This window comes from Cytobacillus sp., from assembly GCF_964223445.1.
In the GTDB taxonomy this organism is placed as follows: domain Bacteria; phylum Bacillota; class Bacilli; order Bacillales; family Cytobacillaceae; genus Cytobacillus.
On sequence record NZ_CAXQGS010000065.1, the window covers coordinates 1 to 26,944 of the forward strand.

Genomic DNA, 26,944 nt, shown 5'->3' on the forward strand with positions numbered 1-26,944 from the left:
AACAAATCTTTATAAAATCCTGAATGGAGAGAAAAAAACTAACGGAGAGTATTTTTCAACTCTAATGGAGTATAAGGAAAAGCTGGTAAAGTTCGGGGTTGAAATCAACAGCCTGGAGGATTTTGCAGCTCCAAAGCCTATAAATACTGGTAAGCCGGACTCAAAGAAGCTGATTACTCAAAGAGATATTCAGGAAAGCAAAATGAATGAAATATTCGCAGATAAACAGACAATTATAACACCTTTAGCGCGTGATACAGCACGGGAATTGGGAAAAAGCATTGTTGTTATGGATACAAAAGGGGCTGAAAATACATGGAAATGGGAACGGTAATCGGCAATGTATGGGCCACAAGAAAAGAAGATGATTTAACTGGCCTGAAATTTTTGGTTGTCGAGCCTCATGGACTTTCAGCAGAAAAATCATTCGTTGCGGTTGACCGTATTGGGGCAGGAGTTGGTGATCAAGTTCTCGTTACGCGTGGAAGTTCGGCTTCAAACATGTCCGGGAATTTAAGATTGCCAATTGATGCATTGATTATTGGAATTATCGATTCTGTTGATGTTGAAAAGAAAGAGGTGAAATAGGATGGCAAGAGCACTTGGCATGATTGAAACAAGAGGGCTGATTGGCTCCATTGAAGCAGCAGATGCCATGCTGAAAGCTGCCGATGTTACTTTAGTGAAACAGGAAAAAGTGGACGCCGCCTTAGTCACGGTTTTGGTTCAGGGGGATGTAAGTGCTGTTCAGGCTGCTGTGGATGCAGGAAAAGAAGCAGCAGCCAGAGTGGGTGAACTCGTGTCAGCACATGTTATACCTCATCCTGATGAAGATATAAAGAAAGCTTTATTAGATGACAGGAAACCAAAGGAAATGAAACAAGAAGCAGCTCCTGAACCAATCTCCATAAAAAAGGGAGCAAGCAAAAAGAAACAGATATCTGCCGAGGAACCAGATAGCGTTGAAGAAAAATAGAGTACTCCACTAGTATGATGAAATGGAGGAACGGCCATGACTTTTAAGAGAAGAAAGATTGCCGTTATCGGGTCAGGCTTTACGGGTGCGACAGCAGCACTGATGCTGGCCCAAAAAGAATTGGGAGACATAATCTTAGTAGACATACCTTCACAGACAAACCCAACAAAAGGCAAAGCACTTGATATGCTTGAAGCCGGGCCGGTTCAGCGCTTCAATGCCAGCATAACCGGCACATCAAGCTATGAGGATATTCAAGATGCAGATTTAGTATTGATAACAGCTGGAATGCCAAGAAAGCCGGGAATGAGCCGGGACGATCTGGTCGCTGTGAATGAGAAGATTATGATAGAGGTTTCTCAAAACATTAAAACATACGCCCCGGAAAGCTATATCATTGTCTTAAGTAATCCTGTGGATGCCATGACATATGTCTGCTATAAAACCACTGGTTTTCCGAAGAATCGGGTAATCGGCCAATCGGGAGTATTGGATACCGCCCGATTCAATACGTTTGTGGCCCAAGAGCTGGGAGTTTCCATTGAAGATATTTCTGGTTTTGTCCTGGGCGGTCATGGAGATGACATGGTTCCGCTGGTGAGATATTCATATGCTGGCGGTATTCCGCTTGAAAAAATTCTCCCTGCCGACCGGATTGAAGCGATTGTGGAAAGAACCAGAAAAGGCGGAGGAGAAATTGTAAATCTGCTTGGCCAGGGAAGTGCCTATTATGCTCCTGCAGCTTCAATGGTCGAGATGGCTGAAGCGCTACTGAAAGATAAAAAACGAATCCTGCCTTCAATTGCCTACCTGGAAGGTGAGTATGGATACAGTAACATCTATCTGGGAGTGCCTGCAATCCTGGGCGGAAATGGAATAGAAAGTGTCATTGAAATTCCATTGACTGCCGATGAAAAAAAAGCCCTTGATCAATCAGTTAAGTCTGTACAAAATGTAATGAGCATACTAGAATCAGCCAAAGGATAAGAGGGCTGACTTGTGAGAGAATTAGTTCTTCTCATGAGTCAGCTTTTTTGTATTTTGTTTAAACTGTTCACTTACCGGGTACATTGTATGTAACAAGCTTAGCAGCTGCTGACAAAATTTCCAGTAAATAATGATTTGAATAATCTGAAAACTTCTGTTACAATAGAAAAAAGGTCAAGGGGTTGATTTTAAATGGAAAAACGTCTACTTAACTCGCCGCAACAGTCTGAGGAAAACGTGTCATTGTTAGCAGAACAAGTCCTAAATCAAGCTCTTAAGGAATACCGAAAAGAAAAGCTTCGCGAAAAAATTGATGTAGCACTGACTAGCCGAAACAAAGAAGAATTCATCCGCTTAACAGATGAATTAAAAAAGATTTCCTAGAACGACCAAATTAATAATGTAAAAAAGGCAGCCTGTTCGAAAGAATGGGGCTGCCTTTTGTTGTTTCATAATTTTCGAAGTAACTAATTATTGAGAAAGTGATTGAAAAGCTGCAGTATATTTGCTCACAAAATCAAGAGCAGGAAGGAAACAATAGCAGTCAACCACACTAACTAAAACCGAAAAAAAGAGCTTGTATTGGCAGTTAATCTGATGGAATAACGCCGAAATGGAGCGCAGTAAAGCGAAACTGGAGTTAATCGCATGGAATAACGCCGAAATGGAGCGCAGTAAAGCGAAAATGGTAGTTAATCGCACAGAATAACGCCGAAATGGAGAGCAGTAAAGCGAAACTGGCAGTTAATCGCATGGAATAACGCCGAAATGGAGCGCAGTAAAGCGAAAATGGCAGTTAATCGCATGGATTATCGCCGAAAAAAATAGCAGTAAAGAAAAATGGTAGTTAATCGCACAGAATAACGCCGAAATGGAGCGCAGCAAAGCGAAAATGGTAGTTAATTAGATGGAATAACGCCGAAATGGAGCGCAATAAAGCGAAAATGGTAGTTAATCTGATGGAATAACGCCGAAATGGAGCGCAGTAAAGCGAAACTGGTAGTTAATCGCATGGAATAACGCCGAAATGGAGCGCAGTAAAGCGAAACTGGTAGTTAATCACACAGAATAACGCCGAAATGGAGCGCAGTAAAGCGAAACTGGTAGTTAATCGCACAGCATAACGACGAAATTGAGGGAGCTTGTATAGAGAAAATGGTTATAATCACTTAAATCAACACCCTAACTAGAAGACAGATAAAAATCAGTCGTCATAACCGCTGCCAAAAATACGGAATCAGGATATCCCCAAAAAATCATCTTCATTACGGTACCACCCTCCCAAAAGAAGAACCCATTTCATCACATGAAAATTTTCTCACACCACCATCTGTTCCACATCGTTCCAATACGAAACGCTGAAACACTCCTCTAACAAACAAACCTTTGTACAAAAGACATTTAACCTTGGCACGGAAATTGCAACATAACTCATTAGCAAAATATAAATCAGAATCGATAAGGGGAGGAAGCTATGTTTGAAGAAAAATTGGATTTAAGATTGCCGGGGCCCGTTCAGGTTCCGAAAGAAATACAGCGTGCCATGTTAAGAAGTTTCGATCATCCCATGATGGATTACCGGAATCCAGCCTTCCAGGATGTCCTTCAGGAAACCACTGAAAAGTCCAAAATGATATTCCAGACTGAAAACCTGGTGATCCCGCTTACTTCAAGCGGAGCTTCCGCTCTTGAAACAGCTATTATTAACACGGTTGGTCCCAATGATACAATTATCCTTTGCGTAGTCGGCTATTTTGGTGAGTACCTTCAGGGAATTACAGACCATATCGGCTGCAAAACAGTCCGGGTCGATGCAGATTGGGGGGATATTGTTGATCCTGAAGAGGTGAGAAAAGCATTAAAGGAAAATCCTGAGGCAAAAGCTGTTTTCGCGACACATTGTGAAACATCTACTTCTGCAATCAACAATATTAAAGAAATAGCGGCCGTTGTAAAAGAAACAGATGCCATATTCCTTGTAGACGCGGTAAGCTCAATAGTCGGTACGCCTTTATTTATGGACGAGTGGGGCATTGATATTGTGGCAACTGGTGGTCAGAAAGCGTTAATGCTGCCGCCAGGCCTTGCATTAATTACATTGAGTGAAAAAGCCTGGAACACTGTGAATAAGCATCAGTGCCCATCCTTTTATTTTGACCTCAAACTTTATAAAAAAGGATTGGAATCTGGGACTGGAACGCCTTATACGCCGAATATATCACTTGTGTGCGGGCTGCTTGAGGCCTGCAATATGATAGAAAAAAGCGGAGGAATAGAAGCTGAGTACAAAAGGCATGCTGCCCTGCGGGATATGACAAGGGCAGGGGTGCGGGCATTAGGTCTTGAATTGCTTGTGGATGATTCGGCTGCCAGTCCAACCTTGACAGCCGTAAAATTAAATAATGCCGATGAATTTAGAAAGATGATGCGGGAAGAATTCCATATCGCATTGGGCGGCGGTCTTGGAAAGGTGAAAAATCAAATTTTGCGTCTGGGCCATATGGGATATACAGATGCAGCAGATATGCTGAAGATGTTTGCTGCAATGGAGCTTGCTTTAAAGAAGAGCGGACACGAAGTGGAGTTAGGTGCAGGAGTTTCCGCGGCACAGCGGCATTGGCTCGAAAATCCATACTGCTAAATTGCAGGTCCTAAGGAGACGTGAGCCCGGTGAATATATTTGAAAAACGACTCGCCGAACTGGCAAATCTGCCTTCAGTTATTCCAGGGGATCAGATCAATGTGACACCAGATTGCCTATTCGTCAGCGGCCAAAATTCACTTAATGTTATCAAAGCATTTACCAGACTGGGCTGCAAAAACGCCAAAAATCCAGCCCGGATTCTTTTTTCTCCTGAAGATGCAGAAGTTGAGGACATTCTCAGATTCTGTACTGGAAAAGGAATAAGAGTAATAGATTGTGATTTGTCCCAATATTTCCGGACAGAAAATATTCCGATGAATGGAATGGTCATTGCAGGAATAGATGAGGGTATTAAGTGTCTGGGCGGACGGGGGGCCATTCCCATCGTCATCTCGCCGGACTCAATGGCGGCTTGCCTGGCAACTGGATCATTTAGTATGTTCATACCTGAAACCGCTTATATTGAAGTCAACGGAGCTTTAAGCGGAAATGTAAACGGTAAAATGCTCTGCAGCCATCTGCTCGACATTTTTGATGACAGTTTAATAGGAAATGCAGTAATTCTAGGTGGTACGGTTTTTGATGAGCTGAATGATGAAGATCTCAAGGATCTGTCCCGTTTTTTTCAGCTTTCCGGCACAGCAGCGGGGATATGTTCACCAGGGGGCCCGTTTGGCCAGGTTGAAAGCGTGATTAAAATAAAGTCAGAAACGATTCTGATTTAATTTATTTAATAAATAGACTGATTATTGTGAAAACTTACCGAAATTTTCCTTGGCATCTGATAAGATTAACTTAATATAATAATAAAACTTGTCCAAGAGAAAAAGGAAAATGAGGTGAAGTGATGTCCGAAATTGCCATTCTAACCCCAATTGACGCGCTGATACAGGTATCAAAGGAAGCTGCGGAAAAAACAGGAGAAGATGTCGCTATACGAAAAGTGACCTTCCGAAATGCTATTGCAGCTGCTAAAGAATTTGAAAAAGCCGGAGCAGAAGTAATCATCAGCAGAGGAACCATGGGATTAAAGCTCATTGAGTCCGACCTTAGCATACCCGTCGTACAGATTCCCATAACCGGATATGACCTGCTCCGAACCATCAAAGAAGCACAAAAACTCGGACAGAAGGTTGGGATAGCTGACACCCGGGATGTTTTGCAGGGAATCGAAACAATTGAATCTGTTCTGGGCCTTTCGATTGAAAAGCATACCGTAATAGTACCTGAGGAAGCTGAAGCAGCCGTTGAAGCTCTCAGCAAAAAAGAGATTGATGTCCTGATTGGAAAAAGTATTTTTACGAACAGAGTTAAAAATGATTCGATACAAACTGTGATATTAACGTCTGGAGTGGAATCGGTCATCCAGGCCATTCATGAAGCAAGGAGCCTCATTGATGTGAGGCGGACTGAACTGAAGCGAACGAAGGAGCTCCAGGCAATTCTGGATTTTATTGCTGATGGTGTAATTGCTGTGGACGAAAAAGGGATTATTACAGTATGCAATCCTTCCGTTTACAGCATCTTGAACCTGCCCTATGATTCGGTTATCGGTAAGTCGATTGATGATATTCTCGTTAATTCACAAATGAAAAAAGTTCTTTCGACTGGTAAGGAAGAGCTGAACCGCATCCAGGATGCCAATGGGGTAAAAGTGGTTGCAAATCGAATACCCATCAGGCACGAGCAAAAGGTGTTTGGGGCTGTCTGTACGTTTCAGGAGGTTCATAGACTTCAGCAGCAGGAGCAGGAAATCCGCAAAAAGCTCCTTCACCGCGGCCATGTTACGAAATACAGTTTAAATAATATTGTCGGGGAAAGTGAGATGTATCAAAAAGCGATCCAAAAGGTGAAGAAATATTCACAGGTGGATTCTACTATTCTCCTGACGGGGGAAACGGGTGTGGGAAAAGAAGTGTTCGCGCATTTGATCCATAGCTTCAGCAAGCGGTCGGAAGGGCCATTCGTTGCTGTGAATTGTGCGGCTATTCCTGAAAACCTGCTGGAAAGCGAGTTGTTCGGCTACGTCGAAGGAGCCTTTACGGGAGCGAAAAAGGGAGGGAAAACAGGCTTATTTGAATTGGCTCATCAGGGAACCATCTTCCTTGATGAAATTGGCGAACTCGCTGAATCCCTCCAGGCCCAGCTCCTTAGAGTCTTGCAGGAAGGCGAAGTGATGCGGCTTGGGGATGAAAGAGTGATCCCCATTAATATTCGGGTCATCGCTGCTTCAAACCGTGATTTTGAGAAGATGGTCGAAGATGGGAGCTTCAGGGCTGATTTGTATTATCGCCTCAATATTCTTGACATCCCAATTCCGTCCTTGCGTGAGAGGATACCTGATATTCCATTGTTATGCAATTTTTTTATAAAAGAATTGGAACCGGGCATTCGGAGAAATATTGAAGGTTTCACTGCTGAAGCTATGAAAATTATGCAAAGCTATCATTGGCCGGGTAATATACGCCAGCTCAGGAACATTGTTGAAAGAGCAATGATCCTTTCCCCTGAAAATATGATTGATTCTGAAACTGTTTTAGCAGCAGGCGGGAAAGATTTTACCAAGTTGCATGAGCTTAAACAATACTGTAATAATGAAGAATTTGATGAAGAAACGAAGCTTCAAAACTATGAGAAAGAGTATATTCTGAACGTGCTGAAGCAGGTAAACGGCAATAAAACAGAAGCAGCAAAGATTCTGGGGATCGGCAGAACGACCCTCTGGAGAAAAATAAATAGTTTGTAAGGAGGAGAAATAATGAACGAAACCATGACACCGCCTCCACTGGATGAAAATGTCATATCCCGATTAAGAGATATCTTCGGAGACGACCGGCTATTAACCAATTGCACTGATATGATGACCTACTCCTATGATGCATCCTTTGAAACACAGCTCCGTCCGAAACTGCCTCAAGTGGCTGTTATTGCACTGTCAACTGAAGAGGTCAGTGATTGTGTCAGGCTGGCCAACGAATTTAATATCCCTTTATACCCTCGAGGGGCAGCCACGGGACAAACAGGCGGAGCCGTGCCGATTAAAGGCGGCATTATGCTGGATTTATCAAAAATGAACCGAATACTGGAAATTGATCACAGGAATATGCAGGTGATAATTGAGCCGGGAGTCATCCAAAATGATTTAAATGAGGCTTTACAGCCCTATGGATTAAGGTTCCCTCCTGACCCGGGCAGCGCCAATATGTGCACAGTGGGAGGCATGGTTTCCAACAATTCAAGCGGACTGAGAGCAGTCAAATATGGTGTTACCCGTCATTATGTCCTGGGAATGGAAGTCGTACTGCCCACTGGTGACATCATTGTGACTGGCGGCGCTAAATCAAAGGCTCTTAAATCGGTCTCCGGGTACGACCTTGCCCACTTAATGATCGGTTCGGAAGGCACACTTGGAATCGTGACCCGCCTTCGCCTGAAATTATTGCCGCTCCCCGTCACAAGAGGAATTGTCCTCTGCTCATTTGAAAGATTGGAAGATGCAGGAGAGGCGGTTAACGCTGTTTTTTCTTCAGGCCTGCAGCCCTCTGCCATTGAAATCATGGACTTCAATTGTACGAAGGCTGTCAACATGATGAAGCCTGAGCTGAATCTTCCCCTGGATAATGAAGCTATACTTGTTTTTGAAGTGGATGGTGCCAAGGAGGAGGTAACCTCTCAGGTAAACCGGCTCAGGAAGGTGGTTGAAAAATTTACGAATTATATAAAGTTCAGCGATGAGCCGGAAGAGTGTGAAAAGCTCTGGCAGGCAAGAAAGCTTGTTGGTGCTGCTGTTGGACTATTGAAGCCGGGCGGTTTCCGGGTGTATGGCGGCGAGGATATTTGTGTGCCAATTTCGAGACTCCCTGAAACGCTTCGGGAGATTCATAATATTGCAGAACAATATGGAATTATCTGCGGAATTTACGGCCATGTTGGCGATGGAAATATGCATACCGGACCGGTAGTGAACATGAACAATGAAATTGAAATGGAAAATGTGCAGAAAATGATCGACGATATTCACGAACTGGCAATCAAAATGGAAGGAACGACGACCGCTGAACATGGGGTGGGAATTGTCCGTGCCAAATATATGGATGTTGAGCATGGTGCTGCCATGGAAGTAATGCGGGCAATTAAAAAGACGCTTGATCCAAATAATATTCTGAATCCAGGCAAGATGGCACTGCCTAACTAGATGGAGGTGAATGGAAATTGAAATTGCTGACGGCGGAAGAATCCATGCAAACCTGTGTGCGCTGCGGTGCCTGCCGCAATGTTTGCCCTACATTGAATATCACCGGCAGGGAAGCAGATGGTCCCAGGGGAAGAGTATTGATGGCAAGAAGTCTGATTGAGGGCAATATTCCCGTAAATCAGGAAATCAAAGATCAGCTTGATCGATGTCTGTTATGCTCAGCCTGTGTGGATGCTTGCCCAATCGATGTTCAGGTCCCTGATATCGTCATGCTCGCAAAGGAGCGAATAGCAGCAGCGGCTGAAACCCCTGTTCAAACGGATATAAAAAAACCTGCATATCCCGCACGGACTTTTAAAGATTACTTCTTTGATCATGTTCTTGCCAACCAAAAAAGGCTTAATACTGTTGGCAATCTTCTGTGGTTTTATCAAAAAAGCGGACTTCAGTCTGTAACTAGAGGACTGGGCATCTTGAAATTCTTCCCTGAGCAGATGAGGCAGATGGAAAGGATTACGCCTTCCATTTTGCCGCCTTCAGGAAGGAAGCACCATCCCGAGTTTACTCCTAGGGCTAATGAAGAAATGCCGGCAAGTGGCCGGGTAGCCTTTTTCCACGGCTGCATTATGGATGTCATGTTCAGAGAAACGAATGATAATTCTATAAAACTGCTGTCAAAGACTGGTTTTGATGTCGTTACACCTAAAGCACAGATGTGCTGCGGAGCACTGCACCATCATAGCGGAAAAAAAGACAAGGCCATTGCATTGGCAAAAGCGAATATACAGGCTTTTGAAGAAGCTAATATTGATTATATTATTACAAATGCCGGAGGCTGCGGAGCGGCACTTGCGGAATATGCGGACTTATTCCGGGGAGATCCCGATTGGCTGGAGAGGGCAAAAGCATTCTCAGCCAAAATAAGGGATATCAGTGAGATCATATATGAAAAAGGCGAAATGCCTGAAACTGCCGGAAGAGGCGAAAGAGTAACCTATCAGCCTTCCTGCCATCTGCAATATGTGATGAAAGTGAAGGATGCACCAGCTAAATTGGTGAAGGAAATTCCAAACTCAGAGTATGTGGATCTTCCTGAAAAGAAATATTGCTGCGGGTCTGCCGGAATTTATAATTTATTGCAGCCAAAACTTGCGAACGAAATATTGGATAAGAAAATGTCCCGAGTCAAAGAAACAGAATCTGCTGTTCTGATTACAGCCAATCCTGGGTGTTTCCTCCAAATGAAACTGGGTGTTCACCGCGAAGGAATGGAAGGTCAGATTGAAACGAAGCATGTTGCCGACTATCTGATGGAATCAATTGAAAGGGCTGAATCTGCAAAAGAACAATAAAGGTTTCAATTTGAAACAAATGAGCGGACAATTTGTTTCAAATGAGAACAAACATGACTAATAAGGGTATCTGAAGGAACTCAGAAATGGAATACATTAAAAGTGTGAATGTCCCATTTAATTTGAAACCGCTTACTATTTTGGTTGCCTTCAAAAAAAAATAATCAAGTTTTTTGCTTTTCGGCACAAAAATTGCAATGTACTTTAATGACACATTTCATACATAGGGAGGTGACTATACTGACCCGGGAATAGATCCATATCAGAAAATTATTGTTTTTTATAGGGATTAATTACGCGTTAAATTTACAGAAATTTAAAACTTTTCTTAATATGGGGGAAAATAACATGAAATTAAAGAGGATTTCGTTTTTGTCTCTTGCTATTGCATTGGTATTCTTTTTGCAGGCATGTAATTCTTCACCTCAGGGTGCAAGCTCGGAGGAAAAGAAAAGCAGCGGCAATTATCCCGAGCGGCAGATTGAAATTATTGTTGGCTTTGGTGCGGGCGGCGGAAGTGACAATTTTGCAAGGGCCATTGCAAAAGAACTTAAAGATATTCTCGGTGTAAACATAAATGTTGTGAATATGCCTGGTGCCGCGGGAATCAATTCCGCTGACCATGTGGCCAGGCAGCCTGCTGACGGCTATACCATCTGGTCTGCAACATCCAATCATCCCGTAAATATTGCAGCAGGTGTGGAAAAAAATGATTTGAGCAAATTAACTTCTGTCGGAAGGGTCCAAAATGATACCATGACCCTTCAAGTAAAAAGCGATGGCAAGTTCAAAGACATTGATGATCTTATCGCACAGGCTAAGGAAAAACCCGGCGAGATCACGATTGGCGGAACAGGTTCAGCGGGCTTTGATGAACTGGTAGTCAAACAGTTTGAAAAAGCCACTGGAACAAAGTTTAATTATATCTCATTTGAAGGTTCCGGAGAGATGACAGCAGCCCTGCTCGGGGGACATATCGATGTCATTGCAGAGGAGCCTGGCCCATCAATTGCCCAGCTGGAAAGCGGAGATATTAAAATGCTGATTGCCTTTACTGAAGAGAAAATGGAAGGCTTCGAGGACGTCCCGATTTCAGCTGAAATGGGGATTGATGTAACAGACGGCCAGGGCAGAGGCTTCATGGTCCACGCAGATACACCACCGGAAATTATTTCAGCGCTTGAAAAAGCCCTTGAGGAAGCGAAAGATCGTCCTGACTATAAAGAGTATGAAGAAGCCAATTACCTGCACCTTAGGGATGGCTGGCTAAACTCAGAAGATTATAATGCAGAATTTGAGAAGCTTATAGACACCTACGGCTCTCTATTAAACGACATGAAATAATCTCAAAGCAAAAAGGCAGGATATCTGCCTTTTGCCTCTCTGCCAGTTAAATGATGGATTTTCATAGATTTGCTCGATAGGCTGCTGAGGATTTTGTCGAAGGCAAACTAGTTTTATATAATCATGAGAACTTTTGTTCAGGTTATTGACTGCCTTTCCAAATGGCAGATATGATCGCCCTAGAAGCTGTATCCAGAATACAGCACACAGTATACAACACCAGGAAATTCATTTCTTCTGAAAGATAAAGAAGGAGGATAGTCAAAAATGGTGCAAGCCCTGAAATTTACGCAGCCGCTTTATCAGCAAATCTATGACATTATAAAATGTTCCATTTTGTCTGGTGAATTAATACCAGGTGAGAAGATCAATGTTTCTCACCTGGCGGAAAAATACAATATTAGCCGGACCCCTTTACGAGAGGCTCTCCGCCAGCTGCAAATAGAAGGACTGCTGGTTCAGGATCAGCTGGGGCTGACTATTGTGAGACTGAATGAAGCCGATTTTAAGGATCTATACGAAACTCGCATCATGCTTGAGCCTCAAATAATGGGACTTGTTATGAAATCGATTACAGATGAGAAGTTAGATGTTATCGAAAAAATCATTGAAAGAGCAGAAGATGCCTTTACGGCAGGCAACCATCTTCATTTACTTGAATTGAATGCAAAGTTTCATGATCGGCTCTTGGAAGCAAGCCCAAACAAGCGGGCAGTACACTTGCTGCAGCAAGTACGTTCATTTCTTTTGCTTTACCGGGCCAATATCCTAAAAAACAACGAGCATAATAGAGAAATTCTTAAGGAACATCGCCAAATCCTTCATGCTCTTAAAGCCCGGGACAACATAGCTGTCTATCAATCTGCAGAAAACCATCTGCGCAATGATCTGGAGCGCGGGACAAATATGATCCGTCAATAAAAAAGGGGAGCATCTCCACTCGCCAAAATAGAAATGCCCTCCCGTCTTAAAAAATCGATTTTATTATAACATGCACAAATTAGGAATGTATAGAAATGAACAGCTGCCGGTCACTTCGGGCCAAACTTCCGAGACATTATTTTCAAATGGGGTGTTCTGAATGGGACCATTACAAGGAATGAAAGTCCTTGATGCATCGCAAATTATGGCTGGCCCGTACTGTACAATGGTCCTTGCTGATCTCGGTGCGGAAGTCATGAAAGTGGAGAAAGTGAACGGCGGAGACGATTCCCGCCAAATGGGGCCATATGTAAATGGGGAATCCACTTGCTTTTTTCAAATTAACCGAAATAAAAAAAGCATAGCATTGAATCTTAAAGCCAAAGAAGGAAAAGAAATATTCTATAAGTTGGCTAAGGAAGCAGATGTTGTGGTCGAAAATTACCGTCCTGGTGTAACAAAATCACTTGGCATAGATTATGAAAGCCTAAAGAACATTAATCCTGGTTTAGTGTATTGTTCCATTTCAGGGTATGGGCAGACCGGCCCATATTCCCATAAAGGCGGGTTTGATCTGGTAGCCCAGGGGATGACAGGCCTTATGAGCATGACCGGTGAAAAAGGAATGCGGCCGATGAAATCGGGCATCGCTGTTTATGATATTGGGGCTGGCATAACTGCAGCCTATTCGATATTGGCCGCCTATATCCATAAGATGAAGACAGGGGAAGGACAGCATGTGGATATAGCTCTGGCGGAAATCGGGCTTCCATGGTTTACGTGGGAGGCAGGAGCATATTTTGCAGAAGGAACGATACCGGAGGCAACCGGCTGGCGGCACCGTGTGTCTGCTCCTTACCAGGCAGTTAAGACCAAATCAGGTTATATGATGCTTGGGTGTGCCAATCAAAGGACTTGGGAAAGGTTTTGCGTGGACGTTGCCGGAAAGCCTGAATGGCTGACAGATCCGCGTTATAAAACTAATTTATTGAGAAACAAACATGTGAGTGAATTGGAAGAAGATATAGAGGAAGTTTTAATGCATCAAGATACAAATCATTGGATTGATCTCTGTGAAATAGCAGGAGTGCCTGCGGGACCAATCAACAACTTTGCTGAGGCGGTTCAGGATCCGCATTATGAAGCCAGAGGCATGATTCAGGAAGTAGTGCATCCATTAATCGGGAAAATGAAGATGATTGGCATCCCCTCAAAATTTTCAGAAACACCTGGTGAGGTGAAAACTCCTTCTCCGCTCTTCGGACAGGATACGATTGAAGTGTTGAATGGTCTGGGCTATGACGAAGAGTCCATAAGAAATTTAACAAAAGCCGGGGCTGTGAAGACCCTGGATGAAAAGCCCATCCTGAATAAAAAATAGCAGAAAGGTCGTTTGTGATATGTCTAAGAATCTGAAAGCATTCAGCGGGGATAAGACATACAGTGAACCGGTTTACCTTCAGGTTGAAGGAGAAATTGCCTTTATATGCTTCAACCGGCCGGATAAAAGGAATGCCCTCAGTTATGAAATCTGGTTAAGGATTCCGCAGCTGATTGTGGAATGCGAAAATGATGCCAATGTCAAAGTAATCATTTTTAAAGGGACTGGATCTGCTGCTTTTTCAGCAGGCGCAGATATCAGTGAATTTAAGACGTTAAGGTATACCGCAGAAGGCGCTGAGAAGTATAACAAGGCTACTATGATTGCAGAAAAATCAATCATGGATGCATCTAAGCCGACGATTGCCATGATACAGGGTTTTTGTGTTGGGGGCGGATGTGAAATTGCGGTTGCCTGTGACTTTAGATTCTCTGATGAACAGGGCAAGTTCGGCATTACTCCAGCAAAACTTGGCCTAGTATACAATACACCGGGAACCAAAAATGTTGTAGATCTTGTCGGCCCGGCGAAAGCCAAAGATATTCTTTACACGGGAAGGCTTCTGGATGCCGGGGAAGCGTATCGGATTGGCCTTATCGACCGGATCTATCCTGCAGAAGCCATTAATGAGGAAACGGTCAGATATGCAGAGTTAATTTGCAGAAATGCTCAGCTGTCAGTCAGGGGTTCAAAAAAAATCATTCATGAAGTGCTTGCCGGATCCGCTGAAGATTCACCTGAAACAGCCGAGCTTGTCATTGATTCGTTTCTTTCTGAGGATTATCGGGAAGGGGTGCGCTCATTTTTGGAAAAACGGAAGCCTGACTTTAAATATTCTTAAGCGGATAAGAAATGAAATGTGATTAACATCTCTGGGGGGCTCACTGCCTCCTCCAATTAACTTAGTGAATTTTTGGGGGGATAAGAAATGCAGCTGGAACGAAATCTTTCGATAATCATGATCGTCTTTTCGTCTTTCTTTCTGGTCATGTCACTCCAGGTGGAAAATAGGACAGGGAATTTCATTTCAGCAGGAACATGGCCGGCGGCTTTAATGATCCTGATGCTAATTCTATCGGTTATCCTGCTGATGAGGGCTCTAAAGGTGAAGAATGTTCAAAATATAAAGGGAAATGACAGTGATTCAGAAGATACAGAAAACGAAGAACAGCTTGTTCATCCGAAAAAGTTTTTCCTCCTGTTTGCCGTTCTTGCAATCTATACCTTTATTCTTGGTTATGTTGGTTTTATTGCCGCGACGATTCTGGGAATTTTTGTGATGGCGCTTTTGTTTGGAATGAAAAGCTATATTCGTGCTTTGCTGACAGGCATTCTGGCAACTGCCGGATCCATCGTGCTGTTTCCCATTTTATTGAATTTGCCTTTCCCTCGGGGAACCGGGATTTTTTATTCACTTAGCTTGCTGTTTTATTAATAGCTAATTCTAAAGAAAGAGGTGAACGGAATGATAGAAGGACTTATAGGCGGTTTTGGCAATCTTTTTCAGCCTTTTCATTTTTTCATTCTTATGGTCGGCGTCCTGCTTGGGTTTATAGGCGGAGGAATCCCTGGTATAAGCGGAACCATGCTGGTCATTATTCTTCTTCCTGTCAGTTATGCAATGGATCCGGCTGCAGCCTTTTTGCTGCTGACCTCCATTTATGCCACATCTGTTTTTTCAGGGTCCATAAGCGCGATTCTGTTTAGAACCCCAGGCACTCCGGAAGCGGTGGCAACCGTTTTCGACGGTTATCCCATGGCAAAAAAGGGTGAAGGGGGAAAAGCCCTTGGCATTTCCATCTTCAGTTCCGCAACAGGGGGTGTGTTTGGAACTCTGGTTTTAATCTTTCTGACGCCTCTGCTCGCCTCTTTTGCTCTAAGATTTTCGTCCCCGGAGTATTTTGCATTGGCACTAATGGGTCTGACGGTAGTAGCTTCCTTAAGTGCAGGCAATCTGGTTAAAGGATTTATTGGTGTCTCTTTCGGTTTGTTTATTGCGACTATTGGCATTGATACAATGACAGGTGTGCCAAGATTTACATTTGGATCAGGCCAGTTAATGTCGGGTATTGACTTCATCCCTGTTCTGATTGGATTATTCGCCATTTCAGAAGTGCTGAGAAGAGTCCAGCAAGTCCACAAGGTGAATACCAAACAAAAAGTGAGCTCTGAACTTCCAAACTGGAATGTTATGAAACGTATTTCCGGCGTCATTGGACGTTCGTCCTTATTAGGTGTGTTTATTGGAATCCTTCCCGGCATAGGTGCAACAACTGCAGCCATGCTCAGCTACAGTGAAGCTGCCAGGTGGTCAAAAAGATCAAAAGAATTTGGAACTGGAATTCCGGAAGGGGTAGCTGCTCCAGAGTCTGCTAACAATGCGGCAGCAATGGGGGCCATGGTTCCTTTGCTTTCCCTGGGAATTCCGGGCAGCGCGACAACCGCTATTTTGCTCGGTGCCTTTATTCTGCATGGAATCCAGCCGGGTCCCTTAATGTTTTCAACTCAGGGTTCGCTCATTTATACCATCCTGATGGGGCTTCTTGTTGCCAACTTGCTGATTTTAGTCATTGCCAAGCCGTTTATTTCGGTATTCTCTAAAATTTTGCAAGTGCCATACACGATCATTGGACCACTCATCGTTCTCTTTTGTATTGTTGGCACATTCGCAGTCAGGAATTCGATTTTTGATGTGGCTATGATGCTGGTATTTGGAATTATCGGCTACTATCTGGAAAACGCCAAATTTCCGCTGGCGCCCATCGTGCTTGGCGTTGTGCTTGGTCCCATTGCTGAAGACCAGTTCAGAAGGGCCATGCAGATGTCCAACAATGATATTTCCATCTTCTTCACAAGGCCGATTGCCTTAACCTTCATTGTCCTATCGATCATCAGCATATTGTATCCATTCATTAATAAGTGGATGAAGAAGCGTAAAAACAATACAAGCGGTACAGATCAAACTGTTGCTTCTTAAGAAGGAGGTGTTCCGGAAATGATCTTTGATTTTGAAGGACTGAAGCCAGACGTTCATGAAACTGTCTATTTGGCGCCTAACACCTATATCATCGGAAATGTAAAGCTGGAGGCTGATGTATCCATTTGGTTCAATTCTGTGCTGCGCGGGGACAATGATTCCATTAGTATCGGAAGTGGAACCAATGTACAGGAGGGTACGATGATTCATGTGGATGAAGGTTACCCTGTCAGCATTGGGAGGAATGTCACTATCGGCCATAATTGTGTGATTCATGGATGCACCATTGAAGATGGTGCCCTGATCGGCATGGGAGCGATTATCCTTAACGGTGCCATCATTAAGAAAGGTGCCGTCATAGCTGCTGGAGCAGTTGTCGGTGAAAATAAAGTGATTGAGGAAAACATCCTTGCAGCCGGCGTTCCCGCAAGAGCGTTAAAGCCGGTTAAGGAGGAGCTGCAGGAGCGTATCCTTGCAGGGGCGGAATTTTATCAAAAAAACGCTGTGAAGTTTCGCCGGGCTGGTATTGCTTCCGGGGTGATTGATGCAAAAACGAAGTAATTTTTAAAAGCATGAGCTGAGACAAAGGATTTCCTTCAGGTGTTATGGAAGTCTTTACTGTCTTCAGCTCTATTTAGTTTAAGGTTATGGTCAGTTGGAAAAGGATAGAAGGAGGATAAAAATGAGTCAAGACAATTGCAGCAGTGTTATTTCTCTTGATGAAATAAGCTGGAAAAGAAACGGAAAGCAGATACTGAACAGCGTTTCATGGAATGTCAGAAAAGGAGAACATTGGGCCCTATTAGGCTTGAATGGATCAGGGAAAACAACAATTCTGCAGATGATTACCGGCTATCTTTGGCCTAATGGCGGGCAAGTTTCAGTATTAGGAAATCTTTATGGCAAGACGAATATACCAGAGCTTAGAAAATCCATCGGGTGGGTAAGCACGTCACTGGACGAAAAATTTCAATTCCGTCCATCAGAAACTGCCCTTGAAATTGTTTTGAGCGGAAGATTTGCCTCGATAGGTCTGTATCAGGAGATAACACAGCGGGACCTGGATAAAGCAAAGGACTTAATGCATCAGTTCAATATTAGCCATGTACAGGATCAAACTCTCACATCGCTCTCACAGGGTGAAAAGCGAAAAGCGATGATTGCAAGAGCCTTAATGGCTTCACCAAAGCTGCTTATTCTCGATGAACCATGCAATGGGCTTGATATCTATTCGCAGGAAGAATTGCTTCGGTCGATTGAAAAAATGGCTGCTCAGCTTGATGGTCCCACGATCATTTATGTTACCCATCATATTGAGGAAATTGTACCTTCCATAACCCATGCCATGCTGCTGAAGGGAGGAAACGTCATTTCACAAGGCAAAAAAAGAGAAACATTGACGGATTCGCTTCTCGAAGAAACATTCCGTGTACCAATAACAGTAGAGTGGGAAAATGGGCGTCCGTGGGTACGGGTAAAAGCCGCATCTCAGTTTACCGGAGCTGGATACCGATGAAAACTAGTTGCCTCTCAAAATGGCAAACGGTTGATTTTTAGCAAATTGTCCTTCATTATATGAAGATATCTTATACATGAAAAATGGAGGAATGGAATTGGTTCGTTTCGGTATAGTAGGCACTAATTGGATTACAGAAAGATTTTTAAAAGCGGCACTTCAGGCTGAAGATTTTCAGCTGACAGCTGTTTATTCACGAACAGAAGAAAAAGCAAAAGAATTTGCAGGCAAATATGGTGTGGAGAGGACTTTTACTGATTTAAAGTCGATGGCCTCAAGCGGGGAAATCGACGCAGTCTATATTGCCAGTCCGAATTCTCTGCATGCCGAGCAGTCCATCCTATTTATGAAAAATAATATTCATGTTTTATGTGAAAAGCCGATTGCTTCAAATACAAAGGAACTTGCATCTATGATAGCTGCGGCCAGGGAAAACAATGTTCTCTTAATGGAAGCCCTTAAGTCTTCCTTTATGCCTAATTTTTTGGCTGTAAAAGAAAACCTTCATAAAATCGGACAGGTGCGCAGATATTTTGCAAGCTATTGCCAATATTCTTCCCGTTACGATGCATACAGGCAGGGAACCGTGTTGAATGCATTTAATCCTGATTTTTCAAATGGTTCACTAATGGATATAGGGATTTACTGTGTTTATCCCCTTGTGGCTTTATTCGGTAAACCTGAGGAAATAAAAGCAGCAGGCTATATGCTGGAATCCGGAGTCGATGGGGAAGGAAGCATGGTCCTAAAATACCCTGGCATGGATGCGGTCATCATGTACAGTAAAATAACCGATTCCAGTCTGCCTGCAGAAATTCAAGGGGAAGAGGGAAATATCATTATAGATAGAATAAGTGCACCTGAAAAAGTTGAATTGCATTATCGGAACGGGGAGAGGGAGGACCTCACTCAGGACCAATTAAGTGATTCCATGTATTACGAAGCCAAAGAATTCATCCGTTTGGTTCAGGCTGGAAAGACTGAATCTGATATCAACTCACACGCTAACTCGATGATAACAATGGAGATCATTGAAGAAGCCCGAAGGCAAATTGGTGTAGTCTATCCGGCAGATCGGAAATAAAACGAAGGATCGGACATTTTATGTTCGGTCCTTTTTGGTTCTTTTTACACCCGAAAAAGGGAATTTATGTAACAAGGTTTTTCATCTGGTAATTTTGGATTAATTTTACACAATAAATTGTTAGTAAACTCCTTTCTTTATACTTATTTCGGTTTGCGAAATTTGTCAAAAGAATAGGCATCATACTCTATTATCACTCTTCAATTAGTTCACTAGAATTAATAGTGAAAGATAACTATTAATTTGGGGGTAAGAATTTTATGACGTTGAAGAAAAAAGTTCTTTCTGTATCACTATCAGGTTTAATGGCTTTTGGTGCAGTTACAGCAGTGGGGATGCCTGCTGGTGCCGTTGGAAATGGGCCGGGCACAGGAAATGGATCCATTCAGACTTCCATTCTGCATACATATGATAGTTTAACAGAATATTTGAAGACACAGGATGCCAAGCAGGAGGCCATGCAGCTTGAAGTAATCGGCCAGACAGTAAAGGGCCGTGATATTTACATGGCAAAATACATATCCAATCCTGAAAATCCGACGATTCTTTTCCTGACTCAGCAGCACGGGAATGAGCAGCTGACAACTGAAGGAGCGTTGGAGTTTATTAAGCACCTGGGCACCGGCAAGACAAGCGGGGTCCTTAAAGATGTCAATATTCTTGTGATACCTATGCTGAACGCGGATGGAGCAATGGGAGATGTGAACTTCTCACTTGACGATTATCTTGCTGATGGCGATCGCCATTTAACCCGCTATAATGCCAATCGTGTGGATTTGAATCGGGAACATGATAAAAATACAAGCGAAATGGAGCCGGAGGCACGTGCTCTCCATGAAAACGTGTTCCAACAATACAAAATCGATTACATGATTGATCTTCATCATCAGGGTACCTTAAGTGAAACAGAAGGAAAGCTCGTATCGGGATCCATTCTTTATCCAACGAACGGCAATGTAAAGCCAGAGGTTCTTGAAAAGTCCAAAAAGCTTGGTTCAGTTGTGTTTAATGCACTTCACCATACAGGCTGGGGCCATATTGGAAAATATGTCGGCGGAACAGGTGAAAACATTGGCCGAAACGGCGCTGCTGTCCGTTACGACATTTCTACCCTTCTTTTTGAAATGCGCGGAATGTCCGACCACAACTATGAGCCTTATGCCCTTGGACAAAAGAGCAACGGTTATCTCATCAAGCAGACAATCACGACACTCGATGCGACAGTAAAAGCGATAGCAGATGGTTCAATCAATACTGCTGACACAAGCTTCTGGGATACTTTGCCTGAACAGACAACAAGACAAAACGAAGAAGCTGATGAGTAAAAGTGATGCATCCCCGGCGATTGCCGGGGGTGTTTTTTATGCTGAAAAGCCTACGTGTCAAAGAGATGGATGTCATATCTCTGGACAATCCAGCAACAAGCAGCTTCAATCTAAGGAATCTTTATCAAATGTTAAAAATGCTGCATCAATCCCCGGATAAACACCACATCTTCAGCAAAAGGAAAAAGAAGCTGCATCAATCCCCGGATAAAACCACAGCACTAACAAAAACCAAAAGATCCAGCAAAATCGCCAATTACAAAATGAATATTCTCAAAGACCAATAGAGTAATTCAACGTGAATAGTTATATAAAAGACCTGGTACTTTACCAAAAAAACGAGTAAGGTAACAGTTTTCAGTGAAGAAAAGCCCATTTATCAGATTTTTATAATTTTATTTAAATAAGTTGTTGACAATTCCTATGGGTATGGTAGGATTAATCTCAACATCACAAAAAATAAACTAAAAAACTTATACGTTCAAAGACTAAAAAAAGGAGGCGAGCCTCACTGAAACAGGCTGACTGGGAAGAGTTATCTGCACACTTAAAGCAGATGCTCGGGAGCATTAAATTCGGATCGATCACATTGGTCGTCCAGGATGGCAAAGTCATACAACTTGAGAAGAACGAAAAGGTTCGTCTTCAACCAAATAAGCGCGCTGACTAGACAAACTAGAGGCGGTTTTTCCTCCTGAAGGATTTTTTCAGGCGGAAAGACTGCCTTTTTTGGTTGAGAAAAAATTTTCAAGAAAGTGAAAGGAGTACTGCAAGATGAGCACTGCAGTGACATATGAAAATTGGAATCAGATCTCTAATGGATTCCCAATTGATGATAAATTAAAAGGCGCCCGCAAAGTATTGGAATGGGCGTATGAAAATTATTCCGAAGACAAGATTGTCTATGCATCAAGTTTCGGGGCAGAAGCCATTGTGCTGATAGACTTAATCCAGGAAATAAAACCTGATGCCCATATTGTCTTTTTGGACACCGGGCTTCACTTTCTTGAAACATATGAATTGATAGATAAAATCGAGGCACGGTTTCCAAATTTGCGGATCGAGCGGAAAGAACCCAAGCTGACACTGGACCAGCAAGCAGCAGAATACGGTTCGGCCCTTTGGAAAAGGGAACCCAATTCATGCTGCGAGATCCGCAAGGTTATCCCATTAAGAGAAGCTCTGACACCCAGACAGGCATGGATATCAGGACTGCGGCGGGACCAATCACCGACAAGAGCAAATACTCAATTCCTTAATAAGGACGAAAAATTCAAGAATATCAAAATCTGCCCGCTGATTCACTGGACATGGGATGAAGTTTGGGCCTATATCAGGGAAAAAGACCTGCCGTACAACACCGTGCCTGACAAGGGATACCCAAGCATCGGCTGTTTTCCCTGTACACAGGCAGTCGATGAAAATGGCGATTCCCGTGCCGGACGATGGTCCGGGACTGGAAAAACGGAATGTGGCCTGCACACCAGCTAGAGGGAGGATGATACCATGCTAACGATTATAGCGGTCACACTCGGTTTATTTTTCGCCATGAATATCGGGGCAAGCGGAGCAGCAGCATCCATGGGGATCGCGTATGGTTCAGGCGTCCTAAAAAACCGCATGTTAGCTCTTGTTCTTTGCGGATTGGCCGTTTTCTTCGGAGCATGGCTGGGCGGAGGAGAAGTGGTAAAGACAATGGGAAGCGGTATTGTCCCTAAAGAGACCTTCACAGTTGCCATCGCGCTGATTGTGATTGCATCAGCCGCATTATCGCTGTTTCTGGCAAATGTTTTCGGCATCCCGCTGTCCACCAGTGAGGTGACTGTCGGTTCTGTTGTTGGTGCCGGAATCGTCTACCAATCCGTATTTGCCGGAAAGCTTGCCTGGATCGTCATGTTCTGGCTGCTTACTCCGTTTGCTGCATTTTTAATTGCCATTGCGGCAGCCGCTTTTTTAAAGAGAAATTTTATACAGAACCTGATTAAAAAGCCTAAGGCAACTCCGATTTTAGCCATACTCGTCATTTTTATGGGCGTGTTTGAAGCATTCTCGGCAGGCATGAACAATGTTGCCAATGCAGTCGGCCCGCTTGTTGGTGCAGGTATTATGAGCACGGGAAGCGGGATCTTCTGGGGCGGCCTGTTTGTCGCTTTAGGAGCCATTTTACTGGGAAAAAAAGTACTCGAAACGAATGGCAAAAAGATTACAAAAATCCGTCTTGAAGAAGGCTGTGTCATTTCAGGAACAGGAGCAGGAATTGTTACGATTGCCTCCGTTTTTGGAATCCCTGTCCCTTTAACGCAAATCACTACTTCCTCCATCATCGGAATCGGATTTGTAAAGCAGGGACGATCAGTCTTCAAGAAGGACATCGTCGTTCAGCTATTAGTCGTTTGGGTGGTTTCACCAGTATTATCGATGGTCCTATCCTATACGCTTATCCAGCTGCTCATTGAACAAAATGTATATCCGGTGATCGCCATGGCCGGTGTGCTAATCTCCGTATTTGGAGTGAAATTCTTAATGAACCAGGCACCGGCTGCTGCAAGGCCGATAACTGGAAAAAAGTAAATCTGAAAAAGAAAGGTTGATGAAAAATGGCTCTGCCGAAACCTCATGGAGGAAAATTAATTCAAAGCTATAATCCAAATTATGACCTGACAGGAATTGAAAAAGAAATTTTAATAGATGCCATCGCCCTGAGTGATCTGGAACTAATAGGTGTTGGCTTATTCAGTCCTCTTACAGGTTTCCTTGGAAAAGCAGACTATGAATCTGTTGTAGAAAAAATGAGATTAGCAGACGGAACCATTTGGTCCATTCCGGTCACACTGCCGGTATCAGCGGAAAAAGCTAAAGAGCTTGCAGCCGGTGAAAAGTTTAAGCTGGTTAACGATGGTGAAGTGTATGGAGTCATCACTGTATCAGAATGGTATGAGCCTGACTTAAGCAAGGAAGCAAGTGAAGTCTATAAGACGGAAGAGCTGGCACACCCAGGAGTGAAAAGGCTTTTTGAACGCGGTCCGGTTTATGTTGCCGGCGAGGTTACGCTGATTAAAAAACCTGGTAAAGGCGTAGCAGAGGATGTATGGTTTGAGCCTAAAGAAACAAGGGCACTGTTTGAAGAAAAAGGCTGGAAAACAGTGGTTGGCTTCCAGACAAGGAATCCTGTACACCGGGCACACGAATACATCCAAAAAGCCGCTTTGGAAACGGTGGATGGACTGTGTTTGAACCCGCTTGTGGGTGAAACAAAATCAGATGATATCCCTGCTGATGTCCGTCTTAAGAGCTACCGGGTTCTTCTGGAAAATTACTATCCAAAAGAGCGCACCCAGCTGGCTGTCTATCCCGCAGCCATGAGATATGCGGGGCCGCGTGAAGCAATCTTCCATGCTATTGCAAGGAAAAACTTCGGCTGCACACACTTCATCGTCGGAAGAGACCATGCCGGTGTCGGCAATTATTATGGCACATACGATGCGCAGCATATTTTCAGCCATTTCACAGAAGAAGAGCTTGGCATCAAACCGCTGTTCTTTGAGCATAGCTTCTACTGCAATAAGTGCGAAGGCATGGCATCTGATAAAACCTGCCCTCACAGCAAAGAAGACCGCGTCATTCTTTCCGGCACAAAGGTAAGGGAAATGCTTCGGAACGGGGAGCTTCCGCCTTCCACCTTCAGCCGAAAAGAGGTAGTCGAAGTATTAATTGAAGGTATGAGAGAAAAAGAAACGGTATAAGGGGCGGTTAAAATGACTAAGGCAACAAACATCACCTGGCATGACGCTGCGATTACGAAGGAAGACAGACGGGCACAGAACGGCCACGGAAGTGTGGTCCTTTGGTTCACCGGCCTTTCAGGCTCAGGCAAATCAACGATTGCTAATGCAGTATCCCACGAACTGTTTCGCCAGGGCATCAATGAATATGTACTGGACGGCGACAATGTCAGACACGGCTTAAATAAAGATCTTGGCTTTTCAGAAGCCGACAGAAATGAAAATATCAGGCGCATTGGGGAAGTAGCGAAGCTGTTTGTGGACAGCGGCAAGATTGTCACAACTGCCTTTATCTCTCCATTCCGGTCGGACAGGGAAACGGTTAGGGCGCTGTTTGAAGAAGGAGAATTTATTGAAGTCTTCATCGACTGTCCGCTCGAAGAATGTGAACGGCGTGATCCAAAGCAATTATATGCCAAAGCCCGGCGCGGGGAAATTAAGGATTTTACAGGAATCGATTCCCCCTATGAAGCTCCTGAACAGCCTGAAATTACGGTCCGATCCGACCAGTACACAGTAGAAGAAGCAGTCGGGCAGATATTATCACATTTGCGTGAAAAGAATATCCTATAAAAAACCGGGAGTCTCTTTCTAATTAGGAGACTCCTTTTCTGAAAAAATAATTCCTACTATTTCACCCTGAAAAATGGTATTATAGAAAACAATTAGATTATTAGCTTAGGAAAAGCGTTAAATGCATATATTAAAAGACATTACAGAAAGGGCGGTCATGAGAATGACGGGAAAAGTTTTTTTAGTGGGTGCCGGTCCGGGAGATCCTGAACTTATGACTCTAAAGGGAATGCGCTGCCTGGAGGAGGCGGATGTCGTTCTATATGATCGTCTCGTGAATCGGGAACTGTTAAATTATGCAAAAAAGGAAGCACAGCTTGTGTATTGCGGCAAGCTTCCCAATCACCACGTCATGAAGCAGGAAACCATCAATCATCTTCTTGTGAAATATGCAAAAAAAGGTTTGAGGGTTTGCCGTCTAAAAGGCGGGGATCCATTTGTATTCGGCAGGGGCGGGGAAGAGGCAGAAGAGTGTGCCAATAATGATGTGCCATTTGAAATTGTGCCTGGAGTCACTGCAGGAATCGCGGCATCTGCTTATGCGGGGATTCCTGTAACACACCGTACCTTAAGCAAAAGTTTCGCTTTTGTCACTGGACATCAGGCCGGAAACGAAGAAGCCGAACACCAGTGGGCCCACCTGGCGCATGCAGTAGACACGATTTGTGTGTATATGGGTGTTTCCCACTTGCCTAATATTGTGAAAAATCTCATTCATAACGGAAAATCCGCTCAAACACCAATCGCACTCGTACACTGGGGAACTCTATCTGAACAGCGGACAGTTACGGGCACGCTTGCTAATATTGAGAACAAAGTGAAAGAATCAAATATTACCAATCCAAGCATGATTGTCATTGGGGAAGTTGTAAAAATGCATCACAAAATTAACTGGTTCGAAGAGGAAATTGCGCCTCATCTGCCTGTGGTGCATGGATAGTTTACGATTAAGCAGAATAAGAAAGTCCATCAAGGAAAGGAGCCGCCAAATGAAAGCTGTCCTATATATCGGCCATGGCACACGTTCTAAAAAAGGCGCTGCTGAAGCAAATCTTTTTATCGGGAGTGTCATGAAAAAGGTAGACGCTCCTATACAAAAGCTTTGTTTCCTTGAATTAACAGAGCCGGACATTGAGGCTGGATTTGAATACTGCGTCCAAGAAGGAGCAGCAGAAATTATGATTATGCCTCTATTTTTGCTGGCAGCGGGTCACATTAAGCAGGATATCCCTGAAGAGCTTGCCCCTTTAATAAAAAAATACCCGGCCATAACTGTAAGGATGGCAGATCCATTTGGCGTCCAGGACAGCATTCTTGACGCAATCGCAGAGCTTGCAGCAGATGACGGAGAGCTAATCCGTTCTGATGATTCGATTTTAATTGTGGGAAGAGGAAGCAGTGACCCTTCTATTCTTAAATCCTTTGACTCAATCAAAAGGGGAATCAGCCGCCGGCTTGGTGTAAGGAATGTGCAAGTCTGCTATTTGGCAGCTGCTTCGCCGACCTTCAAGGATGGACTTGATTCCATTTGCAATGAGGCCAGCGGGAGGGTCATCGTCATACCCTATCTATTATTCTCGGGGCTTTTATTAAGTGAGGTAGTAAGAGAGGTCAATAAGAAAATAAAAGCAGGATTCTCTGTGAACCTTACTGATACAATAGGAAGACATGTGGCCATCCAGAATCTAGTCGCAGAAAAAGCGAATGGAGAGGTGTATGTGAATGCAGCCGTTATTCATTAATTTGACCAACAAAAAGATCGTTATTGCAGGCGGCGGCAGGATTGCCTTTCGAAAAGCGAAAACCCTTGATGGAGAACGGGCTCATATCACTTTTGTTGCTCCTGATTTTACAGACGATATCATTCGTCTTGCCCATCAAAGAGGG

Annotated in this window: 28 protein-coding genes and 1 pseudogene; all 29 read left to right on the top strand. The window is 43.7% G+C overall.

The window, feature by feature from the left end; translation table 11 throughout:
- Nucleotides 1-334: pseudogene (locus ACEQ1T_RS12265) on the top strand (hypothetical protein); the annotation flags it as partial.
- On the top strand, nt 316-588 hold the full coding sequence (locus ACEQ1T_RS12270; protein WP_206839528.1) for a EutN/CcmL family microcompartment protein: 273 nt from the start codon (nt 316-318) through the stop codon (nt 586-588). The pseudogene ACEQ1T_RS12265 and the gene ACEQ1T_RS12270, both read left to right, overlap by 19 nt.
- A gap of 1 nt (nt 589) precedes the next feature.
- Complete coding sequence (locus tag ACEQ1T_RS12275) at nt 590-976, top strand: BMC domain-containing protein (protein ID WP_370223142.1); 387 nt, start codon at nt 590-592, stop codon at nt 974-976.
- A 36-nt stretch (nt 977-1,012) separates the two neighbouring features.
- Nucleotides 1,013-1,963, top strand: coding sequence for a malate dehydrogenase (gene mdh, locus ACEQ1T_RS12280; protein WP_370223144.1), 951 nt, complete (start codon nt 1,013-1,015; stop codon nt 1,961-1,963).
- A gap of 192 nt (nt 1,964-2,155) precedes the next feature.
- On the top strand, nt 2,156-2,347 hold the full coding sequence (locus ACEQ1T_RS12285) for an IDEAL domain-containing protein (RefSeq protein ID WP_206839531.1): 192 nt from the start codon (nt 2,156-2,158) through the stop codon (nt 2,345-2,347).
- A 1,090-nt stretch (nt 2,348-3,437) separates the two neighbouring features.
- The gene (locus ACEQ1T_RS12290; RefSeq protein WP_370223145.1) at nt 3,438-4,604 is read left to right on the top strand and encodes an alanine--glyoxylate aminotransferase family protein; all 1,167 of its coding nucleotides are present in this window, start codon (nt 3,438-3,440) and stop codon (nt 4,602-4,604) included.
- 29 nt (nt 4,605-4,633) lie between these two features.
- Entirely contained in the window at nt 4,634-5,332 is a 699-nt protein-coding gene (locus ACEQ1T_RS12295; RefSeq protein ID WP_370223146.1) for a hypothetical protein, read from the top strand.
- A gap of 122 nt (nt 5,333-5,454) precedes the next feature.
- A complete protein-coding gene (locus tag ACEQ1T_RS12300; protein WP_370223147.1) occupies nt 5,455-7,353 on the top strand; it encodes a sigma 54-interacting transcriptional regulator in 1,899 nt (632 codons plus the stop codon).
- Nucleotides 7,354-7,365: 12 nt separating this feature from the next.
- Nucleotides 7,366-8,802 carry an FAD-binding oxidoreductase gene (locus tag ACEQ1T_RS12305; protein WP_370223148.1) on the top strand — a complete coding sequence of 479 codons (1,437 nt, stop codon included), beginning with the start codon at nt 7,366-7,368 and terminating at the stop codon, nt 8,800-8,802.
- A 17-nt stretch (nt 8,803-8,819) separates the two neighbouring features.
- Nucleotides 8,820-10,154, top strand: coding sequence for a (Fe-S)-binding protein (locus ACEQ1T_RS12310; RefSeq protein ID WP_370223149.1), 1,335 nt, complete (start codon nt 8,820-8,822; stop codon nt 10,152-10,154).
- Between the two features lie 348 nt (nt 10,155-10,502).
- The gene (locus ACEQ1T_RS12315) at nt 10,503-11,498 is read left to right on the top strand and encodes a tripartite tricarboxylate transporter substrate binding protein (RefSeq protein ID WP_206839540.1); all 996 of its coding nucleotides are present in this window, start codon (nt 10,503-10,505) and stop codon (nt 11,496-11,498) included.
- A 267-nt stretch (nt 11,499-11,765) separates the two neighbouring features.
- Nucleotides 11,766-12,419, top strand: coding sequence for a GntR family transcriptional regulator (locus ACEQ1T_RS12320; RefSeq protein WP_370223151.1), 654 nt, complete (start codon nt 11,766-11,768; stop codon nt 12,417-12,419).
- A gap of 160 nt (nt 12,420-12,579) precedes the next feature.
- On the top strand, nt 12,580-13,800 hold the full coding sequence (locus tag ACEQ1T_RS12325; RefSeq protein ID WP_370223152.1) for a CaiB/BaiF CoA transferase family protein: 1,221 nt from the start codon (nt 12,580-12,582) through the stop codon (nt 13,798-13,800).
- A 19-nt stretch (nt 13,801-13,819) separates the two neighbouring features.
- Nucleotides 13,820-14,641, top strand: a complete 822-nt coding sequence (locus ACEQ1T_RS12330; protein ID WP_370223153.1) for an enoyl-CoA hydratase-related protein — start codon at nt 13,820-13,822, stop codon at nt 14,639-14,641.
- 87 nt (nt 14,642-14,728) lie between these two features.
- A complete protein-coding gene (locus ACEQ1T_RS12335; RefSeq protein ID WP_206839543.1) occupies nt 14,729-15,235 on the top strand; it encodes a tripartite tricarboxylate transporter TctB family protein in 507 nt (168 codons plus the stop codon).
- 30 nt (nt 15,236-15,265) lie between these two features.
- Nucleotides 15,266-16,777: a tripartite tricarboxylate transporter permease gene (locus ACEQ1T_RS12340; protein ID WP_206839545.1), complete on the top strand. Its 1,512-nt coding sequence runs from the start codon at nt 15,266-15,268 to the stop codon at nt 16,775-16,777.
- A gap of 18 nt (nt 16,778-16,795) precedes the next feature.
- Entirely contained in the window at nt 16,796-17,338 is a 543-nt protein-coding gene (locus ACEQ1T_RS12345; protein WP_206839547.1) for a gamma carbonic anhydrase family protein, read from the top strand.
- 121 nt (nt 17,339-17,459) lie between these two features.
- On the top strand, nt 17,460-18,293 hold the full coding sequence (locus ACEQ1T_RS12350; RefSeq protein WP_206839549.1) for an ABC transporter ATP-binding protein: 834 nt from the start codon (nt 17,460-17,462) through the stop codon (nt 18,291-18,293).
- A 97-nt stretch (nt 18,294-18,390) separates the two neighbouring features.
- Nucleotides 18,391-19,377, top strand: a complete 987-nt coding sequence (locus ACEQ1T_RS12355) for a Gfo/Idh/MocA family protein (RefSeq protein ID WP_206839551.1) — start codon at nt 18,391-18,393, stop codon at nt 19,375-19,377.
- A 260-nt stretch (nt 19,378-19,637) separates the two neighbouring features.
- Nucleotides 19,638-20,702 carry a M14 family zinc carboxypeptidase gene (locus ACEQ1T_RS12360; protein WP_206839552.1) on the top strand — a complete coding sequence of 355 codons (1,065 nt, stop codon included), beginning with the start codon at nt 19,638-19,640 and terminating at the stop codon, nt 20,700-20,702.
- Nucleotides 20,703-20,740: 38 nt separating this feature from the next.
- On the top strand, nt 20,741-20,989 hold the full coding sequence (locus tag ACEQ1T_RS12365; RefSeq protein WP_370223154.1) for a hypothetical protein: 249 nt from the start codon (nt 20,741-20,743) through the stop codon (nt 20,987-20,989).
- Nucleotides 20,990-21,213: 224 nt separating this feature from the next.
- Entirely contained in the window at nt 21,214-21,372 is a 159-nt protein-coding gene (locus tag ACEQ1T_RS12370) for a YezD family protein (RefSeq protein WP_113881057.1), read from the top strand.
- A 104-nt stretch (nt 21,373-21,476) separates the two neighbouring features.
- Nucleotides 21,477-22,193 carry a phosphoadenylyl-sulfate reductase gene (locus ACEQ1T_RS12375; protein ID WP_370223155.1) on the top strand — a complete coding sequence of 239 codons (717 nt, stop codon included), beginning with the start codon at nt 21,477-21,479 and terminating at the stop codon, nt 22,191-22,193.
- Nucleotides 22,194-22,208: 15 nt separating this feature from the next.
- Nucleotides 22,209-23,273, top strand: coding sequence for an inorganic phosphate transporter (locus ACEQ1T_RS12380; protein ID WP_206839555.1), 1,065 nt, complete (start codon nt 22,209-22,211; stop codon nt 23,271-23,273).
- Between the two features lie 26 nt (nt 23,274-23,299).
- Nucleotides 23,300-24,445, top strand: a complete 1,146-nt coding sequence (gene sat, locus ACEQ1T_RS12385; RefSeq protein ID WP_370223156.1) for a sulfate adenylyltransferase — start codon at nt 23,300-23,302, stop codon at nt 24,443-24,445.
- Nucleotides 24,446-24,457: 12 nt separating this feature from the next.
- The gene (gene cysC / locus ACEQ1T_RS12390; protein ID WP_206839557.1) at nt 24,458-25,057 is read left to right on the top strand and encodes an adenylyl-sulfate kinase; all 600 of its coding nucleotides are present in this window, start codon (nt 24,458-24,460) and stop codon (nt 25,055-25,057) included.
- Nucleotides 25,058-25,220: 163 nt separating this feature from the next.
- The gene (gene cobA, locus ACEQ1T_RS12395; RefSeq protein WP_370223159.1) at nt 25,221-25,997 is read left to right on the top strand and encodes a uroporphyrinogen-III C-methyltransferase; all 777 of its coding nucleotides are present in this window, start codon (nt 25,221-25,223) and stop codon (nt 25,995-25,997) included.
- On the top strand, nt 25,990-26,799 hold the full coding sequence (locus ACEQ1T_RS12400) for a sirohydrochlorin chelatase (protein ID WP_370223157.1): 810 nt from the start codon (nt 25,990-25,992) through the stop codon (nt 26,797-26,799). The genes cobA and ACEQ1T_RS12400 overlap by 8 nt, the downstream gene beginning before the upstream one ends.
- Nucleotides 26,780-26,944 (top strand): NAD(P)-dependent oxidoreductase (locus tag ACEQ1T_RS12405; RefSeq protein WP_370223160.1); only part of this gene is annotated, 165 nt, incomplete at its 3' end. The genes ACEQ1T_RS12400 and ACEQ1T_RS12405, both read left to right, overlap by 20 nt.

Bases quoted from the DNA above. Each gene is read 5' to 3' on its own strand.
- ACEQ1T_RS12275 (WP_370223142.1), top strand. From the start codon at position 590: ATGGCAAGAGCACTTGGCATGATTGAAACAAGAGGGCTGATTGGCTCC.
- ACEQ1T_RS12305 (WP_370223148.1), top strand. From the start codon at position 7,366: ATGAACGAAACCATGACACCGCCTCCACTGGATGAAAATGTCATATCC.
- ACEQ1T_RS12335 (WP_206839543.1), top strand. From the start codon at position 14,729: ATGCAGCTGGAACGAAATCTTTCGATAATCATGATCGTCTTTTCGTCT.
- ACEQ1T_RS12300 (WP_370223147.1), top strand. From the start codon at position 5,455: ATGTCCGAAATTGCCATTCTAACCCCAATTGACGCGCTGATACAGGTA.
- ACEQ1T_RS12400 (WP_370223157.1), top strand. From the start codon at position 25,990: ATGGATAGTTTACGATTAAGCAGAATAAGAAAGTCCATCAAGGAAAGG.
- ACEQ1T_RS12330 (WP_370223153.1), top strand. From the start codon at position 13,820: ATGTCTAAGAATCTGAAAGCATTCAGCGGGGATAAGACATACAGTGAA.
- ACEQ1T_RS12365 (WP_370223154.1), top strand. From the start codon at position 20,741: ATGCTGAAAAGCCTACGTGTCAAAGAGATGGATGTCATATCTCTGGAC.
- ACEQ1T_RS12290 (WP_370223145.1), top strand. From the start codon at position 3,438: ATGTTTGAAGAAAAATTGGATTTAAGATTGCCGGGGCCCGTTCAGGTT.
- ACEQ1T_RS12270 (WP_206839528.1), top strand. From the start codon at position 316: ATGGAAATGGGAACGGTAATCGGCAATGTATGGGCCACAAGAAAAGAA.
- sat (WP_370223156.1), top strand. From the start codon at position 23,300: ATGGCTCTGCCGAAACCTCATGGAGGAAAATTAATTCAAAGCTATAAT.
- ACEQ1T_RS12380 (WP_206839555.1), top strand. From the start codon at position 22,209: ATGCTAACGATTATAGCGGTCACACTCGGTTTATTTTTCGCCATGAAT.
- ACEQ1T_RS12320 (WP_370223151.1), top strand. From the start codon at position 11,766: ATGGTGCAAGCCCTGAAATTTACGCAGCCGCTTTATCAGCAAATCTAT.
- mdh (WP_370223144.1), top strand. From the start codon at position 1,013: ATGACTTTTAAGAGAAGAAAGATTGCCGTTATCGGGTCAGGCTTTACG.
- cobA (WP_370223159.1), top strand. From the start codon at position 25,221: ATGACGGGAAAAGTTTTTTTAGTGGGTGCCGGTCCGGGAGATCCTGAA.
- ACEQ1T_RS12325 (WP_370223152.1), top strand. From the start codon at position 12,580: ATGGGACCATTACAAGGAATGAAAGTCCTTGATGCATCGCAAATTATG.
- ACEQ1T_RS12285 (WP_206839531.1), top strand. From the start codon at position 2,156: ATGGAAAAACGTCTACTTAACTCGCCGCAACAGTCTGAGGAAAACGTG.
- ACEQ1T_RS12375 (WP_370223155.1), top strand. From the start codon at position 21,477: ATGAGCACTGCAGTGACATATGAAAATTGGAATCAGATCTCTAATGGA.
- ACEQ1T_RS12360 (WP_206839552.1), top strand. From the start codon at position 19,638: ATGACGTTGAAGAAAAAAGTTCTTTCTGTATCACTATCAGGTTTAATG.
- cysC (WP_206839557.1), top strand. From the start codon at position 24,458: ATGACTAAGGCAACAAACATCACCTGGCATGACGCTGCGATTACGAAG.
- ACEQ1T_RS12345 (WP_206839547.1), top strand. From the start codon at position 16,796: ATGATCTTTGATTTTGAAGGACTGAAGCCAGACGTTCATGAAACTGTC.
- ACEQ1T_RS12350 (WP_206839549.1), top strand. From the start codon at position 17,460: ATGAGTCAAGACAATTGCAGCAGTGTTATTTCTCTTGATGAAATAAGC.
- ACEQ1T_RS12340 (WP_206839545.1), top strand. From the start codon at position 15,266: ATGATAGAAGGACTTATAGGCGGTTTTGGCAATCTTTTTCAGCCTTTT.
- ACEQ1T_RS12315 (WP_206839540.1), top strand. From the start codon at position 10,503: ATGAAATTAAAGAGGATTTCGTTTTTGTCTCTTGCTATTGCATTGGTA.